Below are 24,610 nucleotides of genomic sequence, written 5' to 3' on the forward strand. Positions count from 1 at the left end.
AGCACAAGCACGATTGTTTTTTAATGGCTATTTTAAAGTGGGTTAAACCCGCTCAATTTACGCTGCTTGGTACACGGAAAACTGTGAGGTTTGTGCCGTGGTATAAACAGTCTGAAAATGTTCCGATAACAGCCCTGGGTAAGGTAAAAACCTATTGGCAACCATCTGAAGTGTGCCTTGACTGGTTAAAATTGCTTTAGCGTCTGAAATGAAGCGCTTAGTTATGGTGTAATCTGTCTTAACGCCAGTATGAAAAGGAGGGTTTGTAACAATATGCTGCACTTTTTTTGTAAAGCCATGAAGCCCATCGGCACCATACAAGGTTGCTGCGACATTGTTTTCCTTAAGCGTTAGTGCACTACAGTAGATAGCCAACGCGCTGACATCAGTTAAATGCAGCTTCAAATGCGGGTATTTCAGCATGAGATAACTGGCGATAACGCCTGCACCGCATGCAAAATCAAGCACTTCACCTCTAAGCGTTGTCGACATCTTTTCAAGCAGCAGTGCAGTGCCTGTGTCAAGCTCTTGATAGCTGAATACACCTGGCATGGCAGCTACATCCCATGAAGTACCTTCTACTTCATAGGTATTAAAGTCTGTCCAATCGTCCGGGTTGAAGCCGTTATGCGGGTTTTCGACAATCAGTGTTATTAAGCTGCAATGACGGGCAGAATCCACTTTTTGGGTGGGTCCGTATTGCTGCATAAGCTTTGCGGCGCTTTTAATGCCGCCCTTATTCTCGCCAACCACATGAATACGACCATTTTGGCCTACCATACCCGCTGCCATGCGAAGTAGCATTTGAAAATGCGTTTTTGCTTTTGGTAAGAAAAGCATGACATCGGAATGTGAACCTTCAAGTGTCACGAATGGCGTGAAAATATGCGTGTGCTTTCCCACTTTTTGCGTCACTTCAAAGCCTTTGCTAGTGATATCTCTGCTGTCAAATGACACCGACGGGATCACTCGCACGCATTCAGAGAAAATATCAAAGAACTGATGAATGACAGTGACATCTTTAGACTTCAACCCATCCAAAAAATACGCATCTGACGGATTGATAAATGCCCATTGGCCTTCATCAAAAAGGTTGATATTACGCTCTAGTAACTGGCTTTGAGGAGACAGAATCATTATTTGGTACGCTCGTAAATAAGATCCCACACACCGTGCCCAAGCTTTTGCCCGCGAGTTTCAAACTTGGTAATTGGGCGGTAATCAGGGCGCGGAACATAATCGCCATCTTCAGCGGTATTGGTGTAGCCCGGCGCGTTATTCATAACCTCTGCCATATGTTCTGCGTAGGGCTCCCAATCTGTTGCCATATGAAAGCATCCGCCAATAGCAAGCTTTGAGCGCACAAGTTCTGCAAACTCGCCTTGTACAATACGACGCTTGTGATGGCGTTTTTTGTGCCAAGGGTCAGGGAAGAAAAGCTGAAGGCGAGACAAGCTGCCATCTGGGATCATGTTCTTTAACACTTCAACTGCGTCATGCTCCATTACGCGCAGGTTTTCAACGCCTTGTTCGCCAGCATCAGAAAGGCATGCACCCACACCTGGGCGGTGAACTTCAATGCCGATAAAGTTTTTCTCTGGTGCAGCAGCGGCCATCTCAACGAGAGACTTGCCCATGCCAAAGCCAATTTCAACGACGACAGGCGCACTGCGGCCAAAAACCTCAGCCATTGATAGAGGCGAGTCAACATAGTCGATGCCCATTGTTGGCCAATGGTCAGCTAGCGCTTTTTCTTGTCCTTTTGTAAGTCGGCCTTCTCGCTTAACATAGCTTTTTACCTTACTTACATATACACCAGCGGCTTCTGCTTCCGCCTGACTTTTGAATTGCCTCATTTGCAATGCCTTTCTTACCAAATTTTCTGGTGGCGCATTATCCACTTACCCGCAGCTTATGCAACGGCATATTATGAAAAATGCTGTATTTTTAATCGCTAATTTGTCTAGCAATAATAGTGGCCAATGCACTTGTTTGCTCAAGCGGTATCATATGCCCTGTATCTTCAAGCTCGTGGAGCGTGGCATTGGGGATCTTTTCACTTATCGCCTTTACGGCCTGAGCTGACGCTATGTTGTCTTGCTTGGCAGTAATAAAGGTGATTGGCGCATTAATCTTTGTTAGCTGCTCAACCGTACTGTCTCTTGGTGTAGTGGCAAGGGTATGATTAAGCAGGGTGGTCTTGCCTAAATCTTGCGCCATCGCTTTTACCACGCCCGCTACCTGTTCATCGTTAATGCGCGATGGGTGAATAAAACGTGCAAGATAGGCATCGTTGTCGGCTTTAAACTGCCCTTTCTTAAGCATGGATACTAGTTGCTGGCGCTTTGTGATTTCTTCTTTCGATAAACCGTCAGGGTTGTATCCAATAAGCGTGATAGATGCCACGGCGTCAGGAAATTGGTGTGCAAAAAGAGAAGCGATATAGCCACCCATTGAATAGCCAACAAGATGCACTTTCTCACCTTCAAGTAAACGGTCTTTACTTAAGGCGAGCATATCGTCTAATGAAGCAGCCCACTGCAGTGGAACATAGCGGCGCTGATGCGCGGGCAAAGCTTGCCACAAAGGCATAAAAATGCGCTCGTCACAAAGAGTGCCTGGAAAAAACAAAACAGGATGCTGTACCGACACGCTTAGCTCCTTAACTAACTATTATTCGCGTACATGCTACCATAGCGCGCGTTTTTATAAATGACCGAGTAAATGAATAAAGGCAATGGCACAGCCATGCCATCTGTATCTATGAGCGAACTTAATACTAACTATAGCGGCAATTTTGCCGAACGCGTTTTGGCATGGTTTGATAAGCATGGCCGTAAACATTTGCCATGGCAGCAAGATGTCACGCCTTATAAGGTGTGGATTTCGGAAATCATGTTGCAACAAACGCAAGTCACCACCGTTATCCCATACTTCGAACGGTTCATGCAGTCGTTTCCAACTGTGCATAGCCTTGCTGACGCGTCGCAAGATGACGTGTTACATCACTGGACAGGGCTTGGTTATTACGCTCGCGCGAGAAACCTGCACAAAGCTGCCCAAATGTTGGTTAAAGAGCACAACGGAGAGTTTCCCTACGACATTGAAGGCGTTATGGCGCTGCCCGGTATAGGGCGCTCTACCGCAGGTGCTATTTTGTCGTTATCTCGCAACCTGAAACATCCTATACTTGATGGCAATGTTAAGCGTGTATTGGCGCGTTACTACGCCATATCAGGCTGGCCTGGTCAAAAAGCAGTAGAAAACAAGCTTTGGGAGGTGGCCGAGAAAAACACGCCCGACAAACGTTGTGCTAACTATACTCAAGTTATGATGGACTTGGGTGCTATGGTTTGTACTCGCAGCAAGCCTAAATGTGATGAATGTCCATTACAGGCAAACTGTATTGCTTATGCGCAAGGCGAACAAACTAGTTATCCGGGTAAAAAGCCTAAAAAAATACTGCCAGTGAAAGAAACCTTCATGATGGTGGCACAGTTCAACCAACAGGTTTACTTAGAACAGCGACCGTCTTCTGGTTTATGGGGCGGGCTTTATGGCTTTTTAGAAACCACAACCATCGAGGAAGGAACAAAGGCGCTATCGTTACGCGGCATAGAGGTTGCTCAAACGCAGTTGCTAGAACCTTTCAGGCACACTTTTAGCCACTTTCATTTAGATATAACCCCGGTAGTTGCCGTGGTAAACTCTCCACCAACAAAGCAGGTGGCAGAAATGTCTTCAAAATGGTTTATGCTTAATGAACCTATTGAAGTAGGGCTAGCTGCCCCCACAACCAAAATAATTAAACAGCTAGTCTAGCTGCAACCGTTATAAGAACTTCAAGGATAACCCATGGCAAGAACCGTATTTTGTCAAAAGCTTCAAAAAGAAGCTGATGGCCTAGACTTTCAACTTTACCCTGGTGAATTGGGTAAGCGTATTTTTGATAATATTTCGAAAGAAGCGTGGGCAGAGTGGCAAAAAAAGCAAACCATGCTTATTAACGAGCACAAACTAAATATGATGGACCCAAATGCGCGTTCGTTTTTGGAAGAAAAAATGTCGGCTTACCTTTTTGAAGGCATAGAACCTACAATTGAAGGCTATGTCCCGCCTGAAAAATAAGCAAAAAAGCATATTTTGCTTAAACAATGCGCAAACAGTAATAAAACCGAAAAAAAAGCGAGAAAAACGGTTGACTTGTTAGAGGGAAAACCGTTTAATACGCACCCACAGCAGGACAGGCTCAAAAGCCTGAATCGCTAACAAGTTTCAGCCTCGATAGCTCAGTTGGTAGAGCAGCGGATTGAAAATCCGCGTGTCCCTGGTTCGATCCCGGGTCGAGGCACCATCATTGAAGCCCTTGCAGAAATGCAGGGGCTTTTTTGATCCTACGTTCTTAAAATCACCGACCGTGTCGGCGCCAGTGCTTGGCAGGTTACAATCCCGTTTGGAGAGCAGTGTTGTTGTGGGATTGAAAACTCAGGTGAAGACCACCTGAAGTTCTCTTTGCACAGGTGTTTCGCCAAAAAAGGTCATCAAAAGAATTGCAGTTTTATAATAGACGAATTTACGTCAGCTGCACCTAAAAAGAGGATGTCGTCGCCGTAAGACGCCAGCCGTTTAAACAGCACTCTTTGTTTCGTTTTGGCTATTGTCTCCCCTGATTCAATATCAACGATATACGTCGACTCGCCTTTGCTGTACCAATGAGCAAGTTTTCCTTTGTATTCGAAGAGCATTTTTCTCATCAACTGCTTTCCATGAATATCTTGTGCTTGATTCACAATATTGCCAGTAAGATTGTCTACAAATGAGCATCCGTTGTTACTGATAAAAGGGCGCTCTCCTTGTCCTGCCAATTTATCGAACCCCCTGGTTTGGTCATTAAATATGTGGATGCCGTCACTTTCGATTAGCATGCATTGATCGTTAGATACAATTGTTCGTGTTTTTAAAGAGCTGACAGGTTCTAGGTGCTCTCCAGTGACAATATAAATGCCAGAAGGCCCTGCTAGATAGATATCGCCCTTGTAGTATGCAATGCTGCGAAGGGTTAATTCGGTATCAAGGTAGAGTGTTTCAATGACTCTCTCGTCTATTAGGCGTTCTACCGCATAACCAGTATTGGTTAGCGCCAAAATAAACATCTGATTATCTATTATTTTGAAATCTCGAATACCGCTTTCTAATTCGTGAGTAAATTTACCAAACATACTTCGAATTACTTCACTCGAACTATTCCCAAGCGAAAAATACAGCTCGTCTTCAAGAATTAGAGGGTCGTCTAGCTTTACCGCTTGCGGAGCCAATACAAGTTCAGGCTCAATCGCCTTTGTCAGCATATCTCCTGAGACATCAAGTTTAAGAAGTTCGTTGTTGTTCCCCACAAAAAACAAATGGTCTTGCGACAGACCGAAAGAATAGGGCTTAGCCCTGTAGTCAAAAATGCTTCGCTGGTTGTCACCCTCAAAATATACCAGTGACATTTTGTCTAAATGGTCTTCTCTTAGTGAGTAAAGGCCTGTATCTGTTGCTTTTATAAATGCGTCGATAACTTTCTCTCCCGTAGCTGGGAGCAATGAAGACGACGTGTCTTTTTCTAAAAGGCCTGTTTCTAAGTCATAAATGTGAGGGACTATAGAGCCTGCAAGTTCCACGTTATAGGTAACATAGAATTTATTCTCGTCTATCCAATCGAATGAAGGAAACGCGTTTTGTCTATTACAAGGAATTTCATCAATCTGATTTTTAACCGGGACAGCAAAAACTTTTATTTTGCACAACCCGTCTTCGACGAAGTGCATTACAGTTTTGCCGCTTTTGTGAATTTCTATGCCTCTAAATGCACCTGTATATTGGGCTGAAAAAAGAAGTTTTTTCTTGCGATTCACCACTTCATACAAGTTAGATTGGCCGTCTCCACTCGTTGTAACATACATTCTTCCGTCGTACAGAGCATAGTCAATAATTTGTGCGTTTGACTCAAAAATAGACTGTGTGGAAACCTTAGGAATAACTGCTTGCTTAGGGCTGAGTGAGAGGTGCGCTACTAGCGCTAATGATGTTAGTAACAACACAAATACCGTGACATAAGCATATTTGGAGTGTTTGCTGTTCTTCCAAATAGAAGCAGAAGTTTTGTTTGTAGTGAAAATCTCGAAGTCCAGCTTATATCCTTTCCCTCTAATGTTTTGGATACATTCCTTGCTTTCGAACTTGCAGCGTAACTCGCTCATCAATTTTCTTAGCGAATTTTGAGTAACAATCTGCTTTTCCCAAATCGTTGACTCCAATAATTGGCGATCGACAAACCCGTCCTCTGAGTCCAAAAATAGCCTCAACGCTAATTGTTCTTGGTGGGTAAAACTAATCGTTTTATCTTTTTTGTTAGCTGAACGAAGGTCTGTTGAGAGTGAAAATCCGTTTATTCTATATGTCACGAGGCTAAAAGGTTATCAATAAAATGCACTGGTCGGAGATGTTATACGTCAATGCAATCCAAATCAATACAACTTTGTGTTGCTCTTAATTGACTGATAAATATAAAAATTCACACTTCAATCACACTAGGTAATGGTCTTTCTCACTTTTTCACTACCGCTTTTTAAAGTGCGTATAGCACCCTGTCATCGCTCGGTGTATTAGAGATGTGCTATGTAAGAACTCATTTCACTGCCAGTAATAATACTGACCTCTTACACCACCCCTGAAAGCTAAAAATATTTAGAACTGATAAGAATAGGAACTCAAAATGAAAAAGGTGGGCGCATTTGCAGTCGTGGCTTCAACCCTCTTTGTAACCGCGTGCTCTTCGACGATGAATAATGCAATGACGGAAAAGCAGAAAAGCATCGAGCTTTATCGCGTTTTCGATATAAAGACCAGTGCCGATCGTTATGAAGTGCGCGATGCTGCTTCCGACGGTCTTGGTGCAAATGTTTCATCAGCGGACGAACATAACCCTATCGTTATGGGAGATGTTCCACAAAAGCCAGGACGCTTTAAGCCCTCTAATGCCGCGGCAGGTATGGGAGAGCAAATGGGCGGAATGATGCAACTTGCAATGAAAATGAATTCATCTCTTTCCAATATGCTTAAAACTGCCGAGTGCGAAGGTGCAGTTTGGACTGCTACAGCAAGACGAACAGTATCAAATGCTTTCGATATGAGCTTTAACCTTTGCCTATGGGAATATCAAGAAGGTTATGCGCTTGATGTTTATGCTAACTATACGAAGCTAGAAGGTGGTGGTTTCCTAGGAATTGATGGGTTAGCACGAGAAGCCGCTTATGCCATATCTGGTTCTCCAGAAGCGTGGGCAGAAAAAACGGTTCTTGATGTTGTTCGTGAAATAAAAAGTCGTACAGGCGGAGAAATAACATACTTAGAAGGTTATCCGAAATTGGAAACAACGCCATGGCAAGATAGTGGTGAAGTATTCAACTCTGAAGGAGTGTTAGCGCCCGCTGAGGACTAACCTAATTTGCAGCTGCGCCTGACATAAGTTAAGGCGCTTCTAGTTTACCCAAAGTACTATCATATCAAGGAAAAGTAATGTTCAGATTTGTTTTACTAGCCATGTTAGGTCTCTCAATTACGGCCTGCGGCGGTCCGTCTAATTCAGATATTGAGGATGCCGTTAACGCTCAGCTTGAGGTAGCAAAAAGCTTTCAATCGCTTGCTGGAGGCAATGATATATGCCCTGCTGATATGGAAAGTCTGCAACAAGAAAACTACACAGTAGTTACTTCTTGTCTAGCTTGGCATGGACAAGTTGAGGATGTCGAAATTGATAAATGCGTTGAAAAAGAAAACAACAAATTTTCTTGTTTATACAAGTACACACTGACTTCCAAACGATACGGTAATCAGGAAGCTGAGCAAGAAGCTGTTTTTGAAGAAAACGCGGCGGGTTGGGTTTTGATCAACTAGTTACGACGTTGTTGTTAGTCATTAAATATTAGTACGCCCAATGCTCTCATTATTGAAGAGTACCTCAACAATAAGCGAGCATCATAAAGATGCTCGCTTGCTTTAAGATTTCTCTTTTATTCTACTAAGCCTTCTGGGTAATCCAGTTTCTCGTAGAAGATCACGCGTCCACTTGGTTGGAAATAAAGTGGAGCGTCAGGGTTGCCTGTGAATATTAGGTCTGTATTAAAGTAGAAGTGCTCCAATACGTAATATCTGTCTTCTGTTTGGCCTAACGGCGTCCATTGTCTTCTTAACCAAGTACGGCACGTTGGTTCATCTGCATCACAGTCGGCGTTTGCTATTTCGGTCTCGCTAGAGCGTCGTTCGATGTATACAAGGTTATTCTCTCCTTCTACCAAGTGTCTCGCTCTGTTTCTAATCACTATTTCAACCTCAGGGTTTATTCGATACAAGAACCCAAGTAAATAGCTAGGTACTGTCTCGTCATCCGAAAATTGGAAGCCGAAATACCCTGTATTTTTAAAACTACCGTCCGCGTTGTAGTTGTTGGGGTTACTCAGTCCCCAGTTTCCGTTCCATAAAAATTCAGGCTTGCGCATGAGTGACAAGTCTAATTGATCACTTGAGCGTTTAATGGCCATACGAAACTGGCTGAAGCTAGCACCATCTTGATTACTTGCTCTTATCAACATGCCATTGGCTTGTTCGTCTTGAGAAATACGCGTGTAGGTTACTTCATAGCCATCAGTTTGATTTACTGTCAACGTGCCATCGTCATTGATTTGCCATGTACCCGCTTTGTCATGGAACTGGCTTTGCATACTGCCGTCTGCGTCAAATGTCACTAAGTCGGCAAATACACCAGCAAGCTCTCGTACGTCTCCATTTGTGCTACTTTGTACTGGTGCAGAACCTGCAATCGCAAAACCCCATATGCCAGTGACTTCTTCAGCAGTGAATGGAATTTTTGTTTGCAGCGCGGTTTCTACGTATTCTAAATCTTGAGTAAGTGTACGTAAGTAGTCGTCTACGCCCAATTCGCGCGCATCCTCATAGGTTTCTGGCGGGAAGTCTGGGTCTTCATTAATTTTTACATTTACTTCAAAGTCAGTTGAGATGATGTCGACGTTCTCACCATTGAACAACCGGGTCAGGGTAAAGCTGTTCATAAAAGTGGTGTAACTTACGTTGCCAAGTCGGTTTATTGCTTCTTCGTATACCTCTGGGTCGATTAACCCTCTAACATTAAGGGTGGTAAGACTCACTTCATATTCGGTAGGAATAGGAGTATCTAGCGTGATCAGTAGGTCTTTGCTGCCTTCTTCCCAGCTAACGCTCGAACTGGCGTGTTCTGAGAAGTACATGCCAGTACCATCTTGCATAAGGGTAAGCTGTGCACCCACAAAATTATAACTAGCAATACGACCACCATAGCTTGGTTTCAACTGATAGTAGTCAGCTAATATTTCGGTATTCGCCGTTGTACTTTTATCAGATGAATCGCTCTGTAAAGATGCATTCTGTGACGCAACAGGCAACTCAGAGTTAGTTTGTACGTCAGCGCCAATGCGAATGAAGGGAGCAACTAGGCTTCGTACTTCATCCATCTCCGCTTGAAGCCTAGCACCAACAGCCACTATACCTTCAGCACCATTTTGGTTTTCTGAATCAACGCTAATCGCTTCATCATTATTCAACAAAGACTGCGCAAGTGCTTCTAGTTGGGCATCATCGTTTAGCACATCAAAAAGCGTGTCTTGAGAGGTTAATTCACCTTTAGCAATAAGTGAGCTGATGGCTGCTAATTGTAGCAATGTGTCGCCATCAATTTGCGCCTCAAAGGCCTGTTGGTCTGAGCTTGTTAAACGCAAACGAAGGGCTTCAATAGCTGTAGATACAGGCGAAACCAGCATTTCTTTATGTGACTGGTAGGAAAATAGAACATCGCTGCCTCGAAGCGCCACGATGTTATCAAAGGTCAGTGGACTACCTACGTGCAAAAGCTTTTGGTCTTGCATGAGCGCAAACGAAACGTCGCGCGAATCTACAACATTAGTTTGGTAATCAAGTGCAAAGCGGCCTTCAGTATCTAGCTCTGATTCAAAGGACTCTTCACCAATATCTATACGCACTGAAACACCGTTCAGGCTTTCTGCACCAACCACAATACCGTCAAAAGAAACTGCCTGATTAACAGTAATGCTAACATTCGCGCTTGCGCTATCTTCTGAGTCTGACACGGTGTAGCTAAAGTTGACTGTACCCGCGAAAGCTGCACTGCTAGGTGTATAAATAAGCTGGTTGTTTTCGATGCTAACCGTGCCATCAGACGGTTGGCTAACACTTGAGATGGTTAAACTGTCATTGTCAGCGTCGCTATCATTACTCAATACGTTTACTGTTACTGACTGGCCGTTACTGGTTTCGGCACTGTCATCGCTTGCGACAGGAACATTATTTGAGGGAGGTTGAACGCCGCTATTATCTGGTGTTTGAGTTGGAGGTGGTGTATCTGAACCTGAACCACCGCCACAAGCACAAAGCAATGCACTTAGCGTGAGTGGGATAACATACTTCATTTGATTTCCTATAGTAGGTGTTATCAATATCTGCAGTTAGTCCATTAACCGAAATTTAGTGTGCTACACTGCAACGACCAAAAAATAGTAGCACACCGAAATTGTATATTCTATAACCGCTATATATTGGCTACGTTACGCAAAGAAGCGAAGTTATTGCGTAATACAGGTCTAAAGAAATAGCCTGCCTTTAAACCACGTGTGTCAAAGCGCCCGGTATTTAATTGCTACTTTCCTCGGACTTTTTGTCATATTGGCTTAGTGAACCAAATGTTTTGTTATGCGCTTCTTGGTAGCCCTTTTCTATTTGTTGGAGTTTGTCGTACATCTGCCTAAATTGTTCATCTTCAACATATAGCTGTTGGACAATTTCAACATGTTCCTCATGCTTTTTACCCAGTTCTGTAGACCCCAAGTCTGCTGATTGTTGTGCAGAAACAATGGTTCCACCAAAAAACGCACCGTCTATCAGTTTTTTCTCTTCTAATTCGCTTGTCGTATCCAGTTCGGCATTCTCTTTTTTTGAAATTTGAATTAGGAATGCTAACTTTGCGACATGTAAGTTGGAAGTCGTCGTTATCAATGCTTTCGTTAAGATAATCAATAATCTCGGCTCTCGAGTTCGCCAGTGCTTCTTTCCAATAAAAAAGGGGCTTTGAACCATATACTTCAACCACTTCCACATCCTCAGAATCAGCTGTGGAATTGTTTTCTTGCGCCGTGCTGTGACTGCTAAAGCTTGCTGCAATTAGACACGCCGCAATAACGCTGGGTGTTATAACGGGTGTGCGAGCTTGCGTTAATAGGCGATTGAAGGGTAGTGAAAAGCGTTTGACGGTCCTAGTCTTCATGGTAACTCCTGTAGTCCAAAGCGGAAGCTGTCATATGTCATTGATGATTAGCATAGGCTATTTCAGCAGTTTTAACTCTATCTGCTAATATCTGCTTACACCATTTTTTTTTGTATGTTTTATGCGCTTAATTCGATCAGCTTTTTATTTTGGTCTTTCAATCTTGTTTCTGGTTTTTGCACGTTGCGAGGCAAAGGTCATAGATGTGCTGGCTGTCGAATACCCTCCCTTTACTACTTCGCAGGTGGCATCTAATGGCATTGCCTTTGAATTATTAGAAAAAGCTGCGTTGAGTGATAGCGTTGAATGGCGCGCTGTGTATGCGCCTCCCGGTCGAGCTGCTGAAATGATAAAAGCAGGCGAGTGGTGCGCAAGCTTCTATCCTGTTGAGGAAGATATTGAATCTCGCTCAATTACGCTTTCACAAAGTGAGGTGAGCATTGGTTTGGTGCGTCAAACTCAATCAACACCATTTAAATGGAATGACCTATCTGAACTTAAAAATAAATCTGTGGCTTTACTGCGTACACGAGAAGGTTCAACCTTTGCACAGCAGTTTAGTGATGCTGGCTTAGACGTCGTCTTTATCGAGAACATTGAAACGGGTCTTAAACTAGTAAAGCGGTCGCGTGTCGATTTTACGCTTAGCGATAACATATTTTATGTTCAGCAAAACGACCGTGATCTTCAATTTTCTAAAACCACTATTTTGACCACACCTATCACCTTGTTTATTAATCCTGAGTGCAGTGTGATGGATGAATTTGATGTGGATTAAATTACTCTTCCGCCATTAGAAATGCCCTCCCGTTGCCGCAGTAACTCGCAATAAAATGTTTGATTAAAACGAACGACTAAAAATACTTATCCCAAAGTAATTTAAAAAAATTTCGCTGCATTCTTGCCTACTTTTAATATTGGGTACTACGCTTATCAACACTACTCGATTTAGACGAAAGTATAGCTTTTAGTATTTAGTGCTTAAGGCATAACGTCGTCTTCGCTTGGCAAAGGTTAGCCTACTCCTCAACATTTCATTGACGGAACGCCATTTCACAGGAGACGACAGAGCAAAAGGATAAGGGGCATTGGTTATGGCTGATGTATCTACAGGCTCTGATTTAGCAGCGCGAATTCGCCATGTGGCGTTAGGCGCCGCTATAGGCATAGTGGTGTCATGGCTAGGGTATTTTTTAATAACACCGTTAATTGCAGCGCTAGTGTTAAGTGCAACGCTTATAGGCGTTGTGCTTTCTCTCTATTTTTACTTGCTCACAAACACTCAAAACGCGGTCGCTGCACAATCAAATAAATTACCTTCTGCGCCTTTGAAAGCCGATGATATTACAACAGCTGGTCACAACCTTGCTTCGTCGCTTAGTACATGTGCAAGTAACTTGTCTGCCATCAAGTCTACACAAGACGACGCGGTAGTAACTTTGTCTGATGCATTTAACCTAGCTAAAAAGCCTAGAGGGTGAGCAAGCTGAATGTATTGAAGATTTATTAAATGTAGATGAAGCACATACGCTGTCATACCCTGACAGGATGCGCTCTTTTGCGAAAGAAACCGACGCTACCCTAAAGCAGTTTATTACGTCTACAGAGCAAATGTCGTCTTCTACTCAGCAGCTTATGAATCAAGTACAAACTATCCAGCAAGCAATGCCAACGGTTATCGACGCGTTAAGCGGTATTGACGATATTGCTGCACAAACTAATTTATTGGCGCTTAATGCTGCCATAGAGGCTGCGCGCGCGGGTGAAGCCGGTAGAGGTTTTGCCGTAGTTGCTGACGAAGTACGCGCCTTGTCAACGCGCTCCACCCAATTTAGCGATGTCATAAAAACGCAGGTTGAAAATATTCGCAATCTTGTCGACAAGCTAACCGACACTGCAGAGTTTGTTGCTTCTCAGGATATTTCGCAGGTGGTAAATGCAAAAGAGTACATCAGTGCACAGTTATTAGAAATCATTAAAAAAACAGAAGCTGATTTAGAAACAACAAAACAAATAGAAGACATCGGGCAACAGCTCAATGAAGCCATTAATAACGCCATTCGCGGTATGCAGTTTGGTGATATTAACGGCCAGCACATCGAGTATACGCAAGACATTATTCAGTTTGTGATTGAAAAACTAGAAGTGTTAAACCCCAACAATCTTAAAGACTTCACACAATCACTCAATGAATATCAAAAAGGGTTAGCCGCTAAGGGAAAAAATGACCACAACCCGGTATCAGCAACGTCAATGAATGCTGGTGAGGTTGAGTTGTTCTAGGATTTTTACAAGGGAATATCGGTTGCCATTTTGGGCAACGAGAGGAGAAGTTAGCAAATGAGCAAGCACATTTTAGTTGTCGACGATTCAGTTTCTATTCGTCAAATGGTGGAAATGACGCTTAAAAGCGCAGGCTATGACATCACTACCGCGCAAGACGGTCAAGAGGCCCTTGATAAGTGTCAGGGCCAGAGTTTTGACTTTGTACTAACCGATCAAAATATGCCCCGCATGGATGGACTTACTCTGGTCAAAAGTTTGCGAGGGCTAGGTAGCTACGCAAGAACGCCTATTGTCATGCTTACCACGGAAGCTGGCGATGATATGAAAGCAAAGGGTAAAGCCGCAGGCGCTACGGGGTGGATGGTAAAGCCCTTTGACCCAAACAAACTTTTAGATGTCACTAAGCGTGTATTGGGATAGTTACACCATTTTCGTTTAAGTTGGAAAAATTCAATATGACCATTGATATTGAGCAATTTCACAGTGTATTTTTTGAGGAAAGCGAAGAGCACCTTGATGACATGGAGCAGCTGTTGATGGGGCTGAATGTAGACGCCCCTGATCCTGAAGAGCTCAACAGTATTTTTCGCGCAGCACACTCCATCAAAGGAGGCAGCGGCATTTTCGGGTTTGATGCGCTGATGAATTTAACGCATGTAATGGAGAACTTGCTCGATAAAGCCCGCAACTGTGAGCTTCGCGTTACCACTGACACTATAAATGTTCTGCTTGAAACCCTAGATGTTCTGAAAGCCACATTAGAGGCCTATCGCCACCAGTCCGCTGTACCAGAAGAAGATATAGCGCATCGTATTACAGCGCTAAATGCTGTTATTAACAATCAAGCTGAAGTGAAAAGTTCTGATACTGATAGTTCGAGCTGTCAAAACGCTGAAGAAGATGGCTTTGGCTTCTTTGACGATGGCAGCACGCCTGATGCCGAGACCGCTAAAACTGAAACAGACGATAGCTTTGGCTTTTTCGATATGGATGAAACTCCTTCTCAAACATCAAATGTCGCTGATGAAGACGGGTTTGGATTTTTCGATAATGACGAAGCACCTGCTAGCACTGACAAGCAACCCCCTACACCTACACCTCCACCTGCGTTGACGATGGCTGACATGGACGCTGGTAATAGTCTTTCAAACAAGCCAAGTCCTACTGCGCCTAAAAGTAGAGTCGATAGCGACCAATCGACTAAGAAAGTAGCTTCGAGAGAGTCGGTCTCCATTCGCGTCGACACATTGAAAATAGATTCCATGGTGAATTTAGTGGGTGAATTAGTGATCACGCAGTCGATGCTGTCGATGATTGGGCATGGAGTTGATGGGCAGATAGGTGAGCGGCTGCAGCTAGCTATTGACGAACTTCAGCGCAACACCCGCGAGATTCAAGAGTCTGTCATGTCTATGCGCATGCTGCCCTTAACCGCAACCTTTAACCGATTTCCCAGGCTTGTGCGAGACTTAGCCAGTAAGTTAGGTAAGAACGTCGAGTTGGTTTTGCAAGGGGGCGGCACAGAAATAGACAAGAGTTTGATTGAAAAGCTAGTTGACCCGCTTACCCATCTTGTAAGAAACAGTGTCGATCATGGTATAGAGAGCCCGGAAGACCGCGTAGCCGCGGGTAAAACAGCGAAGGGCACCGTTATTTTAAGTGCAGAGCAAAAAGGCGGAAGCATTATTATTGGTATTATCGATGATGGCGGTGGCCTGCATCGAGACAAAATACTGGCTAAAGCAAAAAGCAACGGTCTGCCAGTGTCGGATGACATGCCCGACTGTGCCGTATGGCAACTTATTTTTCAGCCAGGTTTTTCTACTGCAGACGCCATCACTGACGTATCTGGACGAGGCGTAGGCATGGATGTAGTTAGGCGAAACATCGAATCTATCGGCGGGCGTATAGATATTGAATCTAATGCGGGAGAGGGGTCTGCTTTTTTTATCCATTTGCCGCTTACGCTGGCCATCGTTGATGGCATGTGTGTGTCTGTGGGCAATCAAATTTTTGTCATTCCGTTGTTGAACATTGTTGAGTCGTTTCAGCCGCAAGCACACCAGCTCAAAACCTTAGGTAATGACACCGTATTGTATGTTCGCGACCAGTATTGGCCGCTAGTGCCCTTATATGACTTTATGGACGTTGATGGCGCTGAAAAGTCGGCAACACAGGGCATTGTGGTATTGCTAGAAAGCAGCAAAAAGCGTTTTGGTATTTTGGTTGACGCTTTAGTGGGTCAGCAACAAGTTGTAATAAAGAGCCTAGAACTGCACTACAGAAAAGTGGCGGGTATTGCGGGGGCCACCATCATGGGGGATGGCAAAGTTGCGCTTATCATTGATGCGGACTCCATTGCTACTACCTACACATCAAGTCAATTAGAGGAGCTGCTTTCATGAGTCAATCTTCCCTTCAACAAGCGGTTACTCGGTGGGCAAGACAAAGAGTATCTTAGCTTTGTACTTGGTGACGAACACTATGCCCTTGATATAACTACCGTGAAAGAAATTAGAGGGTACGAGCAAGTTACAAAAATCGCCAATGCGCCAGCGTTTATCAAAGGTGTCATCAACTTACGTGGTGACATTGTTCCCATTGTCGATTTACGTATTAAGTTTAACGTGGGTGAGGCGACGTACAACGACTTTACCATTGTTATTATGCTTAACATTAAGCAGCGCATTGTGGGTATTGTAGTGGACGGTGTGTCTGATGTTATCCGTCTAGAGGAAGAGCAAGTATTGCCTCCGCCAGAATTTGGTGTGGCATTCGACAGTCGTTACTTACATGGATTAGCTGATATTGATGAGCATATGGTGATTTTGGTAAATATTGAAAGCCTCATTACTAGTGACGAACTTGGATTAGTGGCGCAAGAGGCAGCTGTTACTGACTAGTACAACAAATGAACAGGTGTAGTGATATTGTAACTTGAGGCGCTGTTTAATCAGTGTTGTAATACTGGCGCTTAACGATGGGTAACGCTGCTACAGAATGCTGTTGCTGTAGCCAATACTAAGGATAGGCCCCCCGTTGAGTGGTTAAGAATAAAGAATCGATAAGAAAGTAAAAGAATAACCAAGTTGTCTGTTTTCATAACAATAAAATTTACAACGACTTGTGGGATCCCGTGCTAAATAATGAGCTGTTTTTCATTACAGCGTATATTTTGTAACACCCAATGCTCAGAAATGGGCTGCTATATTTCTAATCAGATTTGAGGGCAATGCGTTGCCCAATTCTAACGGTACGAAACTAAACCCGGGATAAAAACGAGTAGTTGGGGACTCTTATGAAACAGCAAACGCTTATTGCACTATCAGCCTTAGTATTCTCTTCATCTGTATTGGCCAACGGTGGCTTCGAGCCAAATAAAAAAGAATGTGTAAATGTCGGTAAAGAAATTACCCGCGTAAGCACAGAGATGGACACCGCCAAATCTGGCATTCAAAAATCATGGTTAAAACGCCAATTAAACGCGCTAGAAACAAAGCGTAATTCTTGCGGCACCAAAGGCTTCAAATCAAACATTCAGGAAGTGGCAAAGCTCTAAATACATCTTTATGTAATAAACTTAAAAAAGCCTTACGTTTGCAAGGCTTTTTTAATGGTGACAAACCAACCGTTGACTACTTGCTAATACACGCTAGTAACTCATCAAGTGTGGCAACAGTGTGATCTGGCGGTAAGCCCAGTGGATACATTATTTTTCCGGGCCGAGATACAAATGTGGTCATCATGCCTGTGGCCTTCGCGCCACTGACATCCCAGCCGTGTGCTGCAACCATCATGGCTTCTTTTGGGCTTACTCCCGCTTGCTTGCAGGCCCAATGATAGACACTAGGGTGAGGCTTATAGGACCGGATAGTTTCTACGCTAAGAATATGATCAAAATAGTGGTCTATATTGGCATGATTGAGCTGTGCTCTTAAGCCTTGCTTAGAAGAGTTAGATAGCGCAACTAGCGTAAAACCTGCTTGTTTAAGTGCTTCAAGTGCAGGGGCAACATCGCTGTGAGCGGGCAGAGATGTTATGTGTTTGGCAATGGTTTGTTTGGCTAATTCGTTATCTAGCGCTATACCTTTGCTATGCGCGACCATCACTAACGCTGCGGCGCCAATATCAATAAAATCGTGATACTGTGATGAAGCAATATCGACAAGACTATGATGGAGTAAATTAGCAAACCACACATCAACTAAGCTTTCGTCATTGTTTAGAACGTCAGCCAAGCCGTGCCGAATTTCCTGCATATCAAGTAAGGTTTCGTTGATATCAAAGATAATTGCTTTCGGTGCCATAGTGATTCCTTCCCAAATAACATGCGTTGCTGCGCGTCCCCGCGCATACATTAGCGTTTAATACATACTAGGGTAGTGTGAATTTAGATTTAATGTTAGTTGGTTAAGTGCCTCAGTACACAAATAAAAAAGCCGGCGCTAGGCGCTTACTTGTGTTTAACACCAATGCTATTAAAAGAACATGTAAGACACGCTCAATCGCATACTGCGAGGCATGATAAAGCGACCATTCGGTGAATCTGGATTACGCGGATCACCTTCTGTAATGCCTTGCTCGTCAGTTAAGTTATCAACAGAGAATTGCAGTCTAAGTGACTCTGTAGGCTCAAGGGTTACCCCGACATCTACTTTCTCGTAACCGTCTAGTACAACAGTGTTCTCGTTATTACCAAAGCGATCATCAACCGCAGAAAGCGTGCCGTAGACAGTGGCATACATATCGCCAATATCAAAGCCATAACTTGGCGTTACGCGCACCTGCCAACCTGGCTGACGCTGTGCTTCATTACCTTCATTGGTTGCACTAGCAGTGATTTCTGTTTCTTGCAGCGTCGCGTTTACGCTAACAGAGAAGCCTGAATCGTGGCTATAGCGTCCGTCCAACTCAACACCGTAGGCTTCGTTAGTTAATATTTCAGCGGGTGCACCAGGTCGACGAACAAAAGTATCACCCTGTACTTCGTTAGCAAACAAGGTGGCAAAGAACTGAATGTCTTGGTTCATGAACTTATAACCAAGTTCGCCTTGCGTGACTTGCTGGATAAGATCGTTGCCACCTGTGAATGCGCCATAGTTGTCACGGAAATCGTCAAAGTATGGCATTTTGAAACCGCGGTTCATGCGTGCAAATACACCGCTGTTGTCTGTTAGCGCATAGTTTGCACCAATGGTCCAAGATGTTTTGGTTTCATCGTACTCAACCGCTTTGGTGATAACGCCATCTAAGCCTTCATCTACCGAGTAAGCAACTTCGTGGTTTTCTCTACGCAAGCCCAGGTCAATACTTAGGTCTTCTGTTGCGTACCACGTCGTTGTTGCATATAACGCGAACGTGCTGGCATCGCCTACAGAGTTAATGTCGTAGTTCCAATCACAACCTTCTGCGTCAGAATTACATTCTATTCCGTCTAGCACTTCACCGCCTGGTACTAGCACGTGGTATGCAGTATTACCTAAGCTCCACCAGTCATTTGCTTTAGTGGTCGCCGTGTAAATACCAAACGAGGTATCAAAGTTTTCCCAATTCTTCGACACAGCCAAGTCGTTTGTAAAAGCTTCAATATCTTTCAGTACAACCCAACGGCCAATTTGCTGAATTGGTGTGTCGCCTGAATATTCTGTACCCGTAACCGCGCCTACTGCGGTTTCGCCGTTGTCTGCAACTGCGGCAACCGTGGTTGCAGAGCCATTCGGTACAAGACCGAATGTATTGGCTTCACCTTTTGTTAGGTTAAAGCGGTCAACTAGGTGCCAGTCGTTACCCAGTTCTAGTTTTAAACTACCACCGCTAACGTGGCCATCCCATCCTCGGCCTTCACCAAAATCGAACGACTCAGTCGTCGCACCTTCTGGGCCATAAGCGATAGTAGCTTGACGATTTAATGGGCCAATTTGAGTGTAGTTAGCATCAATGCCTGCAACATTGAGTGGCGTTGGCAAATACCACGTACCGCGATCATCAGTTTGTCGCGTATATAAGTTTAGCTCGCCTTTACTGAATGCTTTTGTGATGTTGATGGTAAATTGATTACCTTTTTCAGAGTTGAAGCCCGCATCACGAATACCATCAGAGCTTTTAATGTAGCCGCCAATCATGTAGTAAAGGTCGTCATCTAGTGCACCACTCGCAACCACATCAATACGGTTTAGTCCAAAGTCAGAAACCGTATATTTGGCAAGTGCCTCTGTCGATTCGCTTCCGCGCTTAAGCCGGAAGTTAGTGGTTAAGCCTGGCTGACCATTGCTAACTACGGGGTTTGGACCACCGCGCAAACCTTCTACCATTTCAATGGTTTCATCAATACGAAACAGCTGTGAATTCTCAAGGAACGATAGCGTAGGTGCTGGATAAATAGGTGAACCTTCTAGCGCAATAGTTAGAAACGGCGCGTCGCCACCACCGGGAAAACCCCTTACAAATACGTTAGCACCAGACTCACCGCCTGAACTTTCTACCCAAACACCGGGAATAGCTTTAAATAAGTCGGCAGTCGATTTTGGTGCTAGTTTTTCAATGTCACTTGCATCGATATTGGTTACTGCAAAACTTGCATCAATTTTTCTGATCCCTGCGCCACCTGGCGTACCACTCACAATAATGACTTCAGTATTGTCATCTGCTTAGTTGTGTTGTGTCATCTTGCGCCAAGGTGGGCTGCGTTAGTGCTACCGCTACTGCACTCGCCAGCATTCCTCTTGTAAACAACGTTTTCATGGTGTGTGCTCCCGAAAATGTTTTATTGCGTTGTTAACTGAATGCGTTAAACAGGTTTCAAAATTGTTATACGCATCGTGATTGGCAACAAAATAGATCTGTTTGCAAACGATTGCAAGAATAAAATGCAAACGATTGCAAATTTTTTGTGGGATATTGTTAACAAGGTTTTACGTGCAGCCAATGTGGGTTATATTGCCCATAGCACAAAGAAATTACCGCGATAACACCGCAGATTTGCGCAATGCGCTGCGTTAAAAGGTAAAGTGGGGCGGCAGTGCAACCATGAATAACAGTGAGAACAAATACATTGGCATCTGATACAAAATTGACGTTGGCAACATTAGCCGAACTCGCAGGAGTGTCCACTTCTACGGCATCGCGTGCATTAAAAGACAATCCGTTAATTAAAAAAGAAACACGGGAGAAAATTCAGGCATTAGCAAAAACCCATAATTTCAGTATTAATGCCGCAGCAAGCCGTTTACGTACGCAAAAGACCAACGTGATTGCCGTTATTCTCAACCTTATTGATAACACTGAGCAAAGCACAACCGACCCATTTCTTCTTAAGCTTGTAGGTGAACTAAACCAAGCGCTTAATGCAAAGGGCTACGAGTTACTGCTATCGAATTCATTTATGGCCAGTGATGATTGGGCTAATTACTTTATTCGTAGTCAACGTGCCGATGGTATTTTGGTTATTGGTCAGGGCAAATCTACGCAAAAAATTGATTTAGCAGCGCAAAGCGGCGTGCCCATTGTTGTATGGGGAGACGCCAAAACACCTGCGCCATATCCCATTGTCGGTGGTGACAATTTTGAAGGGGGCTATCGAGCAACGCAGCATCTACTTAGCCAAGGTGCCAAGCGTATTTTGTTCCTAGGTGATCCCGAGCACGCCGAAATGCATGAGCGCCATAAGGGATACGAGCAAGCTCACGATGACGTAGACTTACCAGTAGACCCGTCTTGTACTTGTGCAATCGATATAACGTCTAAAGCGGCATATCAGTGTATAAACGAGCGTATAAAAGCGAATGGCTTAGACTTCGACGGTATTGTTTGTGTTAGTGATATGGTTGCGCTTGGCGCGTTGAAAGCATTGAAAGAGCGTTATGTTGGCATACCAAGCGATGTGGGTATTGTTGGTTACGACGATATTTCGTTGGCCGAGTTAATGCACCCTTCTTTGACAACCATAAGGCAGAACACGCAGCAGGCTGCCGAGCTAATGGTGGAGCAATTAATCAATCAGCTCAATAATATGGCAACCCAAAGCCAAGTTGTTGAAACAACATTGGTAACAAGACGCTCGACAAAATAGCAGAGAGGCTCGAATATGAACTTGAGAATGCAAACGTTTGCATTTTTTGATTCTTAAGATTACACTCCAGCTAAATTAGTTAACAGAGTGTTTACACATGTCGCGTTTGATGGTCATTGCTGCAATTGCAATTAGTTATTATGTCTTTGCCATATTGCTCAATAGTGTGGGCACAGTCATTCTGCAATCCATCAACAGCTTTGACATCAGTAAACCTCAGGCGAGTACGCTAGAGGGGTTTAAAGATCTCTCTATAGCCATTGTCTCCTTTTTAGTAGCCAGCTTTATTCCAAGAATGGGCTACAAAGTCGCCATGTTGATAGGCCTTGCCCTAGTGACCGTTGCCTGTGCTGCAACACCATCCATTGCTAGTTTTTGGTTTATTAAAGTGCTATTTGCATGCATTGGAACCGCATTTGCACTAGTTAAAGTCTCTGTTTACGCCATCATCGGGCAGCTTTCCTCTTCTACCAAAACACATTCGTCGTTAATGAATACGGTTGAAGGTATTTTTATGTTGGGCGTATTGTCTGGGTATTGGGTATTTGCTGGGTTTATTGACCCTACCAATGACGCGTCGTTGTCATGGCTAAATGTGTATTACTTGCTTGCTGCATTGGTAGCGTTTACGTGTGTCATTGTCGCTATTGCACCTATTAAGAAGGTCGAGCACGCGAGTACAGCTAGCATGAGTCGCGAGTTCTTAAGCATGCTCAAACTAGCGTACAAGCCACTGGTATTAGTGTTTATTTTTTCTATTTTCCTATACGTGCTTATTGAACAAGGCATTGGTTCATGGCTGCCTACTTTCAATAAAGAAGTATTGGGGTTACCCACTCAAGTTAGCATTCAAATAACCAGTATTTTTGCTGTAGCGCTAGCGGTGGGGCGGTTAACGGCTGGCGCAGTGTTAACGCGTATGAACTGGTACCCATTTTTGAATATCTGTCTTGCAGGCATGGCGGTGGTGATGCTGTTAAGCCTTCCAATGGCAGAAAATGTGTCTGGTGCAACAATAGGTAGCTGGTCAGACGCGCCGTTAGCTGCGTTTTTGATCCCTCTTATCGGTTTAATGATGGCGCCTATCTACCCTGTCATTAATTCGGTGATGTTAAGTGCGCTACCGCAACAGCAGCACGCCCCCATGACTGGGCTTATCGTGGTGTTTTCTGCACTTGGCGGCACCACCGGCTCTATTGTAACTGGCTTTGTTTTTGGTGCTGTTGGTGGGCAACAAGCCTTTTATTTGTCACTGGTACCTATTGCAATGCTGGTGATTACGCTGTTCTTTTTCAGAAAAGCATCGGCATCCATGCAAACAAAAACAGCGGGAGACGCCTTATGACTTCGCAGCTGAATAGTGGTGCTGGTGATATGAAACACAACTGGAAAGACAGCCTTGCGTTCTTTGAAAGTGATTTGTTTAAAGACGTGCAAATGGCTGCACTGTTCAAAGACAGCAAAACCTTTGCCGATGCCATAGTGAAAACTGAATTGCCTGAGGTGCTGAGTTTGTACAATGCTGAGGTAAAAGCGGCAGCGTCAAGTGGGGAAAACATCGACTTAGCGGCGTTTGTGAAGCAGCACTTTGTGATACCAAGTTCAGACAACGCGATCGCAAATACAGCGTTTGATAGCGTTTCATATTACATCGAGTCGATGTGGGATGTGCTGACAAGGACGCCTGATGTTCAGCACAAAGACAGCCTTATTGCGTTGAGCCGACCATACATTGTCCCGGGCGGTCGCTTTAGAGAGATATACTATTGGGATAGCTATTTTACTGCGTTAGGGCTTATTGATGCCGGACGAGTAAATATGGCTATCAATATGTTAGAAAACTTCGTTGATATTTTAAACGAGGTAGGCTGTATACCAAACGGTAACCGCGCTTACTATTACTCGCGAAGTCAGCCGCCTATTCTTGCGCTATTTTATCAATTGCTTGAAGCGCATTTAACGCCATCTCAAAAAGAATATGCAATTGAGGGGATGAAAAAAGAATATGCGTTTTGGATGAACCAAGGTGCGAATGCCCCTTTACGCGTTATCACAATGCCATGTGGCGCACAGTTAAACCGATATTTTGACAGTGAGGCGACACCTCGCCCCGAATCTTATCGTGAAGACATTGAAACCGCCGAACTTATCGGTGCTGATAAAGCGGCCTTTTATCAACATGTTCGTGCTGCATGTGAGTCTGGGTGGGACTTTAGCTCCCGCTGGCTTGAAAATGCCGACGAGCTTTCAAGTATTCGCACTACAGAAATAATACCCATCGATTTAAATGCACTGTTAGTTACCCTTGAAGAGACGCTGGCGTCGGTCACACAAGGTGGTGAAGCGAATGTCTATCAAAGCGCAAAAGAGCGTAGGGTAAAAGCCATAAACACCTATTTATACAGTGAAGAAAAGCAAGGATATTTTGATTTTCATTACCCAACGCACCAAATTACCAACGTTGTTTCTGCTGCTATGACAGTGCCACTCTTTGTTGGTATTGCAGATAAAGCGCAAGCTAAAGCTGTAGAAGCGACATTATCGTCGCATTTGCTAAAAGCAGGTGGTGTAGTAACAACAGTGCAAGAGACATCTCAACAATGGGACGCACCGAACGGCTGGGCGCCACTACAGCTTTTTGCTGCCGAGGGCTTAAAGCGATACGGTTACGAGCGACAGGCTATAAGCATTATGCGCCGTTTTTGTACCACCATAGAAGATAGTTTTGCACAAAACGGCGTGCTTCTAGAAAAGTACAATGTGTGCGAACCCAATATCAAAGCAGGTGGCGGTGAGTACGAAGTACAGCTTGGATTTGGCTGGACAAACGGCGTTTATACGCGCTTTAAAACGTATTTAGCCGCCTCAGGTGCCATCTAAATTAA

General features: G+C 44.1%; 21 protein-coding genes, 1 tRNA gene and 1 pseudogene. 15 read left to right on the top strand and 8 right to left on the bottom strand.

Going from position 1 to position 24,610, the window contains the following annotated elements; genetic code table 11:
• Positions 1-57: 57 nt before the first annotated feature.
• From V6N89_RS01405 to V6N89_RS01415, 3 genes are all read right to left on the bottom strand, one after another.
• Positions 58-1,137 (bottom strand): methyltransferase, encoded by a 1,080-nt coding sequence (locus V6N89_RS01405; protein ID WP_346993308.1) that lies wholly within the window; start codon positions 1,135-1,137, stop codon positions 58-60.
• Positions 1,137-1,856, bottom strand: coding sequence for a tRNA (guanosine(46)-N7)-methyltransferase TrmB (gene trmB / locus V6N89_RS01410; RefSeq protein WP_338519827.1), 720 nt, complete (start codon positions 1,854-1,856; stop codon positions 1,137-1,139). The genes V6N89_RS01405 and trmB overlap by 1 nt, the downstream gene beginning before the upstream one ends.
• A 91-nt stretch (positions 1,857-1,947) precedes the next feature.
• Positions 1,948-2,652: an alpha/beta fold hydrolase gene (locus tag V6N89_RS01415; protein ID WP_338519828.1), complete on the bottom strand. Its 705-nt coding sequence runs from the start codon at positions 2,650-2,652 to the stop codon at positions 1,948-1,950.
• A gap of 96 nt (positions 2,653-2,748) precedes the next feature.
• On the opposite strand from V6N89_RS01415, the gene mutY reads away from it, so the two are divergent.
• The 3 genes from mutY to V6N89_RS01430 all read left to right on the top strand — a co-directional run bounded on the left by mutY (position 2,749) and on the right by V6N89_RS01430 (position 4,354).
• Complete coding sequence (gene mutY, locus V6N89_RS01420; protein ID WP_338520192.1) at positions 2,749-3,822, top strand: A/G-specific adenine glycosylase; 1,074 nt, start codon at positions 2,749-2,751, stop codon at positions 3,820-3,822.
• Between the two features lie 33 nt (positions 3,823-3,855).
• The gene (locus V6N89_RS01425; protein WP_159627170.1) at positions 3,856-4,128 is read left to right on the top strand and encodes an oxidative damage protection protein; all 273 of its coding nucleotides are present in this window, start codon (positions 3,856-3,858) and stop codon (positions 4,126-4,128) included.
• Between the two features lie 150 nt (positions 4,129-4,278).
• Positions 4,279-4,354, top strand: a tRNA-Phe gene (locus V6N89_RS01430).
• Between the two features lie 187 nt (positions 4,355-4,541).
• Here the strand turns inward: V6N89_RS01430 and V6N89_RS01435 are convergent.
• Positions 4,542-6,446 (bottom strand): winged helix-turn-helix domain-containing protein, encoded by a 1,905-nt coding sequence (locus V6N89_RS01435; protein ID WP_338519829.1) that lies wholly within the window; start codon positions 6,444-6,446, stop codon positions 4,542-4,544.
• Positions 6,447-6,757: 311 nt separating this feature from the next.
• Between V6N89_RS01435 and V6N89_RS01440 the strand changes: the two genes are divergently transcribed.
• Positions 6,758-7,483, top strand: coding sequence for a hypothetical protein (locus V6N89_RS01440; protein ID WP_338519830.1), 726 nt, complete (start codon positions 6,758-6,760; stop codon positions 7,481-7,483).
• Positions 7,484-7,560: 77 nt separating this feature from the next.
• Complete coding sequence (locus tag V6N89_RS01445) at positions 7,561-7,938, top strand: hypothetical protein (protein ID WP_338519831.1); 378 nt, start codon at positions 7,561-7,563, stop codon at positions 7,936-7,938.
• A gap of 116 nt (positions 7,939-8,054) precedes the next feature.
• On the opposite strand, the gene V6N89_RS01450 is transcribed toward V6N89_RS01445, so the two are convergent.
• Both V6N89_RS01450 and V6N89_RS01455 read right to left on the bottom strand, forming a co-directional pair.
• The gene (locus V6N89_RS01450; RefSeq protein ID WP_338519832.1) at positions 8,055-10,520 is read right to left on the bottom strand and encodes an Ig-like domain-containing protein; all 2,466 of its coding nucleotides are present in this window, start codon (positions 10,518-10,520) and stop codon (positions 8,055-8,057) included.
• 220 nt (positions 10,521-10,740) lie between these two features.
• The gene (locus tag V6N89_RS01455) at positions 10,741-11,268 is read right to left on the bottom strand and encodes a hypothetical protein (protein WP_346993309.1); all 528 of its coding nucleotides are present in this window, start codon (positions 11,266-11,268) and stop codon (positions 10,741-10,743) included.
• Between the two features lie 308 nt (positions 11,269-11,576).
• Between V6N89_RS01455 and V6N89_RS01460 the strand changes: the two genes are divergently transcribed.
• The 7 genes from V6N89_RS01460 (at position 11,577) to V6N89_RS01490 (ending at position 17,216) form a co-directional block, all read left to right on the top strand.
• Positions 11,577-12,149, top strand: a complete 573-nt coding sequence (locus V6N89_RS01460; protein WP_338519834.1) for a hypothetical protein — start codon at positions 11,577-11,579, stop codon at positions 12,147-12,149.
• A gap of 316 nt (positions 12,150-12,465) precedes the next feature.
• Positions 12,466-12,852, top strand: a complete 387-nt coding sequence (locus tag V6N89_RS01465; protein WP_338519835.1) for a hypothetical protein — start codon at positions 12,466-12,468, stop codon at positions 12,850-12,852.
• Positions 12,853-12,982: 130 nt separating this feature from the next.
• The gene (locus V6N89_RS01470; protein WP_431189779.1) at positions 12,983-13,654 is read left to right on the top strand and encodes a methyl-accepting chemotaxis protein; all 672 of its coding nucleotides are present in this window, start codon (positions 12,983-12,985) and stop codon (positions 13,652-13,654) included.
• Positions 13,655-13,711: 57 nt separating this feature from the next.
• Positions 13,712-14,077, top strand: a complete 366-nt coding sequence (locus V6N89_RS01475; protein WP_338519837.1) for a response regulator — start codon at positions 13,712-13,714, stop codon at positions 14,075-14,077.
• Between the two features lie 35 nt (positions 14,078-14,112).
• On the top strand, positions 14,113-16,062 hold the full coding sequence (locus tag V6N89_RS01480; RefSeq protein WP_346993310.1) for a chemotaxis protein CheW: 1,950 nt from the start codon (positions 14,113-14,115) through the stop codon (positions 16,060-16,062).
• A 90-nt stretch (positions 16,063-16,152) separates the two neighbouring features.
• Positions 16,153-16,560 (top strand): chemotaxis protein CheW, encoded by a 408-nt coding sequence (locus V6N89_RS01485; protein WP_431189780.1) that lies wholly within the window; start codon positions 16,153-16,155, stop codon positions 16,558-16,560.
• Positions 16,561-16,955: 395 nt separating this feature from the next.
• The gene (locus V6N89_RS01490; RefSeq protein WP_338519839.1) at positions 16,956-17,216 is read left to right on the top strand and encodes a hypothetical protein; all 261 of its coding nucleotides are present in this window, start codon (positions 16,956-16,958) and stop codon (positions 17,214-17,216) included.
• Between the two features lie 76 nt (positions 17,217-17,292).
• Here V6N89_RS01490 and V6N89_RS01495 read toward each other — a convergent pair whose 3' ends face one another.
• Positions 17,293-17,964 (bottom strand): haloacid dehalogenase type II, encoded by a 672-nt coding sequence (locus V6N89_RS01495; RefSeq protein ID WP_338519840.1) that lies wholly within the window; start codon positions 17,962-17,964, stop codon positions 17,293-17,295.
• Positions 17,965-18,135: 171 nt separating this feature from the next.
• Positions 18,136-20,398, bottom strand: a pseudogene (locus V6N89_RS01500) (TonB-dependent receptor).
• A 310-nt stretch (positions 20,399-20,708) separates the two neighbouring features.
• On the opposite strand from V6N89_RS01500, the gene V6N89_RS01505 reads away from it, so the two are divergent.
• The 3 genes from V6N89_RS01505 (at position 20,709) to V6N89_RS01515 (ending at position 24,605) form a co-directional block, all read left to right on the top strand.
• Complete coding sequence (locus V6N89_RS01505) at positions 20,709-21,725, top strand: LacI family DNA-binding transcriptional regulator (RefSeq protein ID WP_338520193.1); 1,017 nt, start codon at positions 20,709-20,711, stop codon at positions 21,723-21,725.
• A 97-nt stretch (positions 21,726-21,822) separates the two neighbouring features.
• Positions 21,823-23,070, top strand: a complete 1,248-nt coding sequence (locus V6N89_RS01510; protein ID WP_346993312.1) for an MFS transporter — start codon at positions 21,823-21,825, stop codon at positions 23,068-23,070.
• A complete protein-coding gene (locus V6N89_RS01515; RefSeq protein ID WP_338519842.1) occupies positions 23,067-24,605 on the top strand; it encodes a trehalase family glycosidase in 1,539 nt (512 codons plus the stop codon). The genes V6N89_RS01510 and V6N89_RS01515 overlap by 4 nt, the downstream gene beginning before the upstream one ends.
• Positions 24,606-24,610 lie beyond the last annotated feature (5 nt).

It is taken from the genome of Alteromonas gracilis (assembly GCF_036870955.2).
GTDB classification, from domain to species: domain Bacteria; phylum Pseudomonadota; class Gammaproteobacteria; order Enterobacterales; family Alteromonadaceae; genus Alteromonas; species Alteromonas gracilis_A.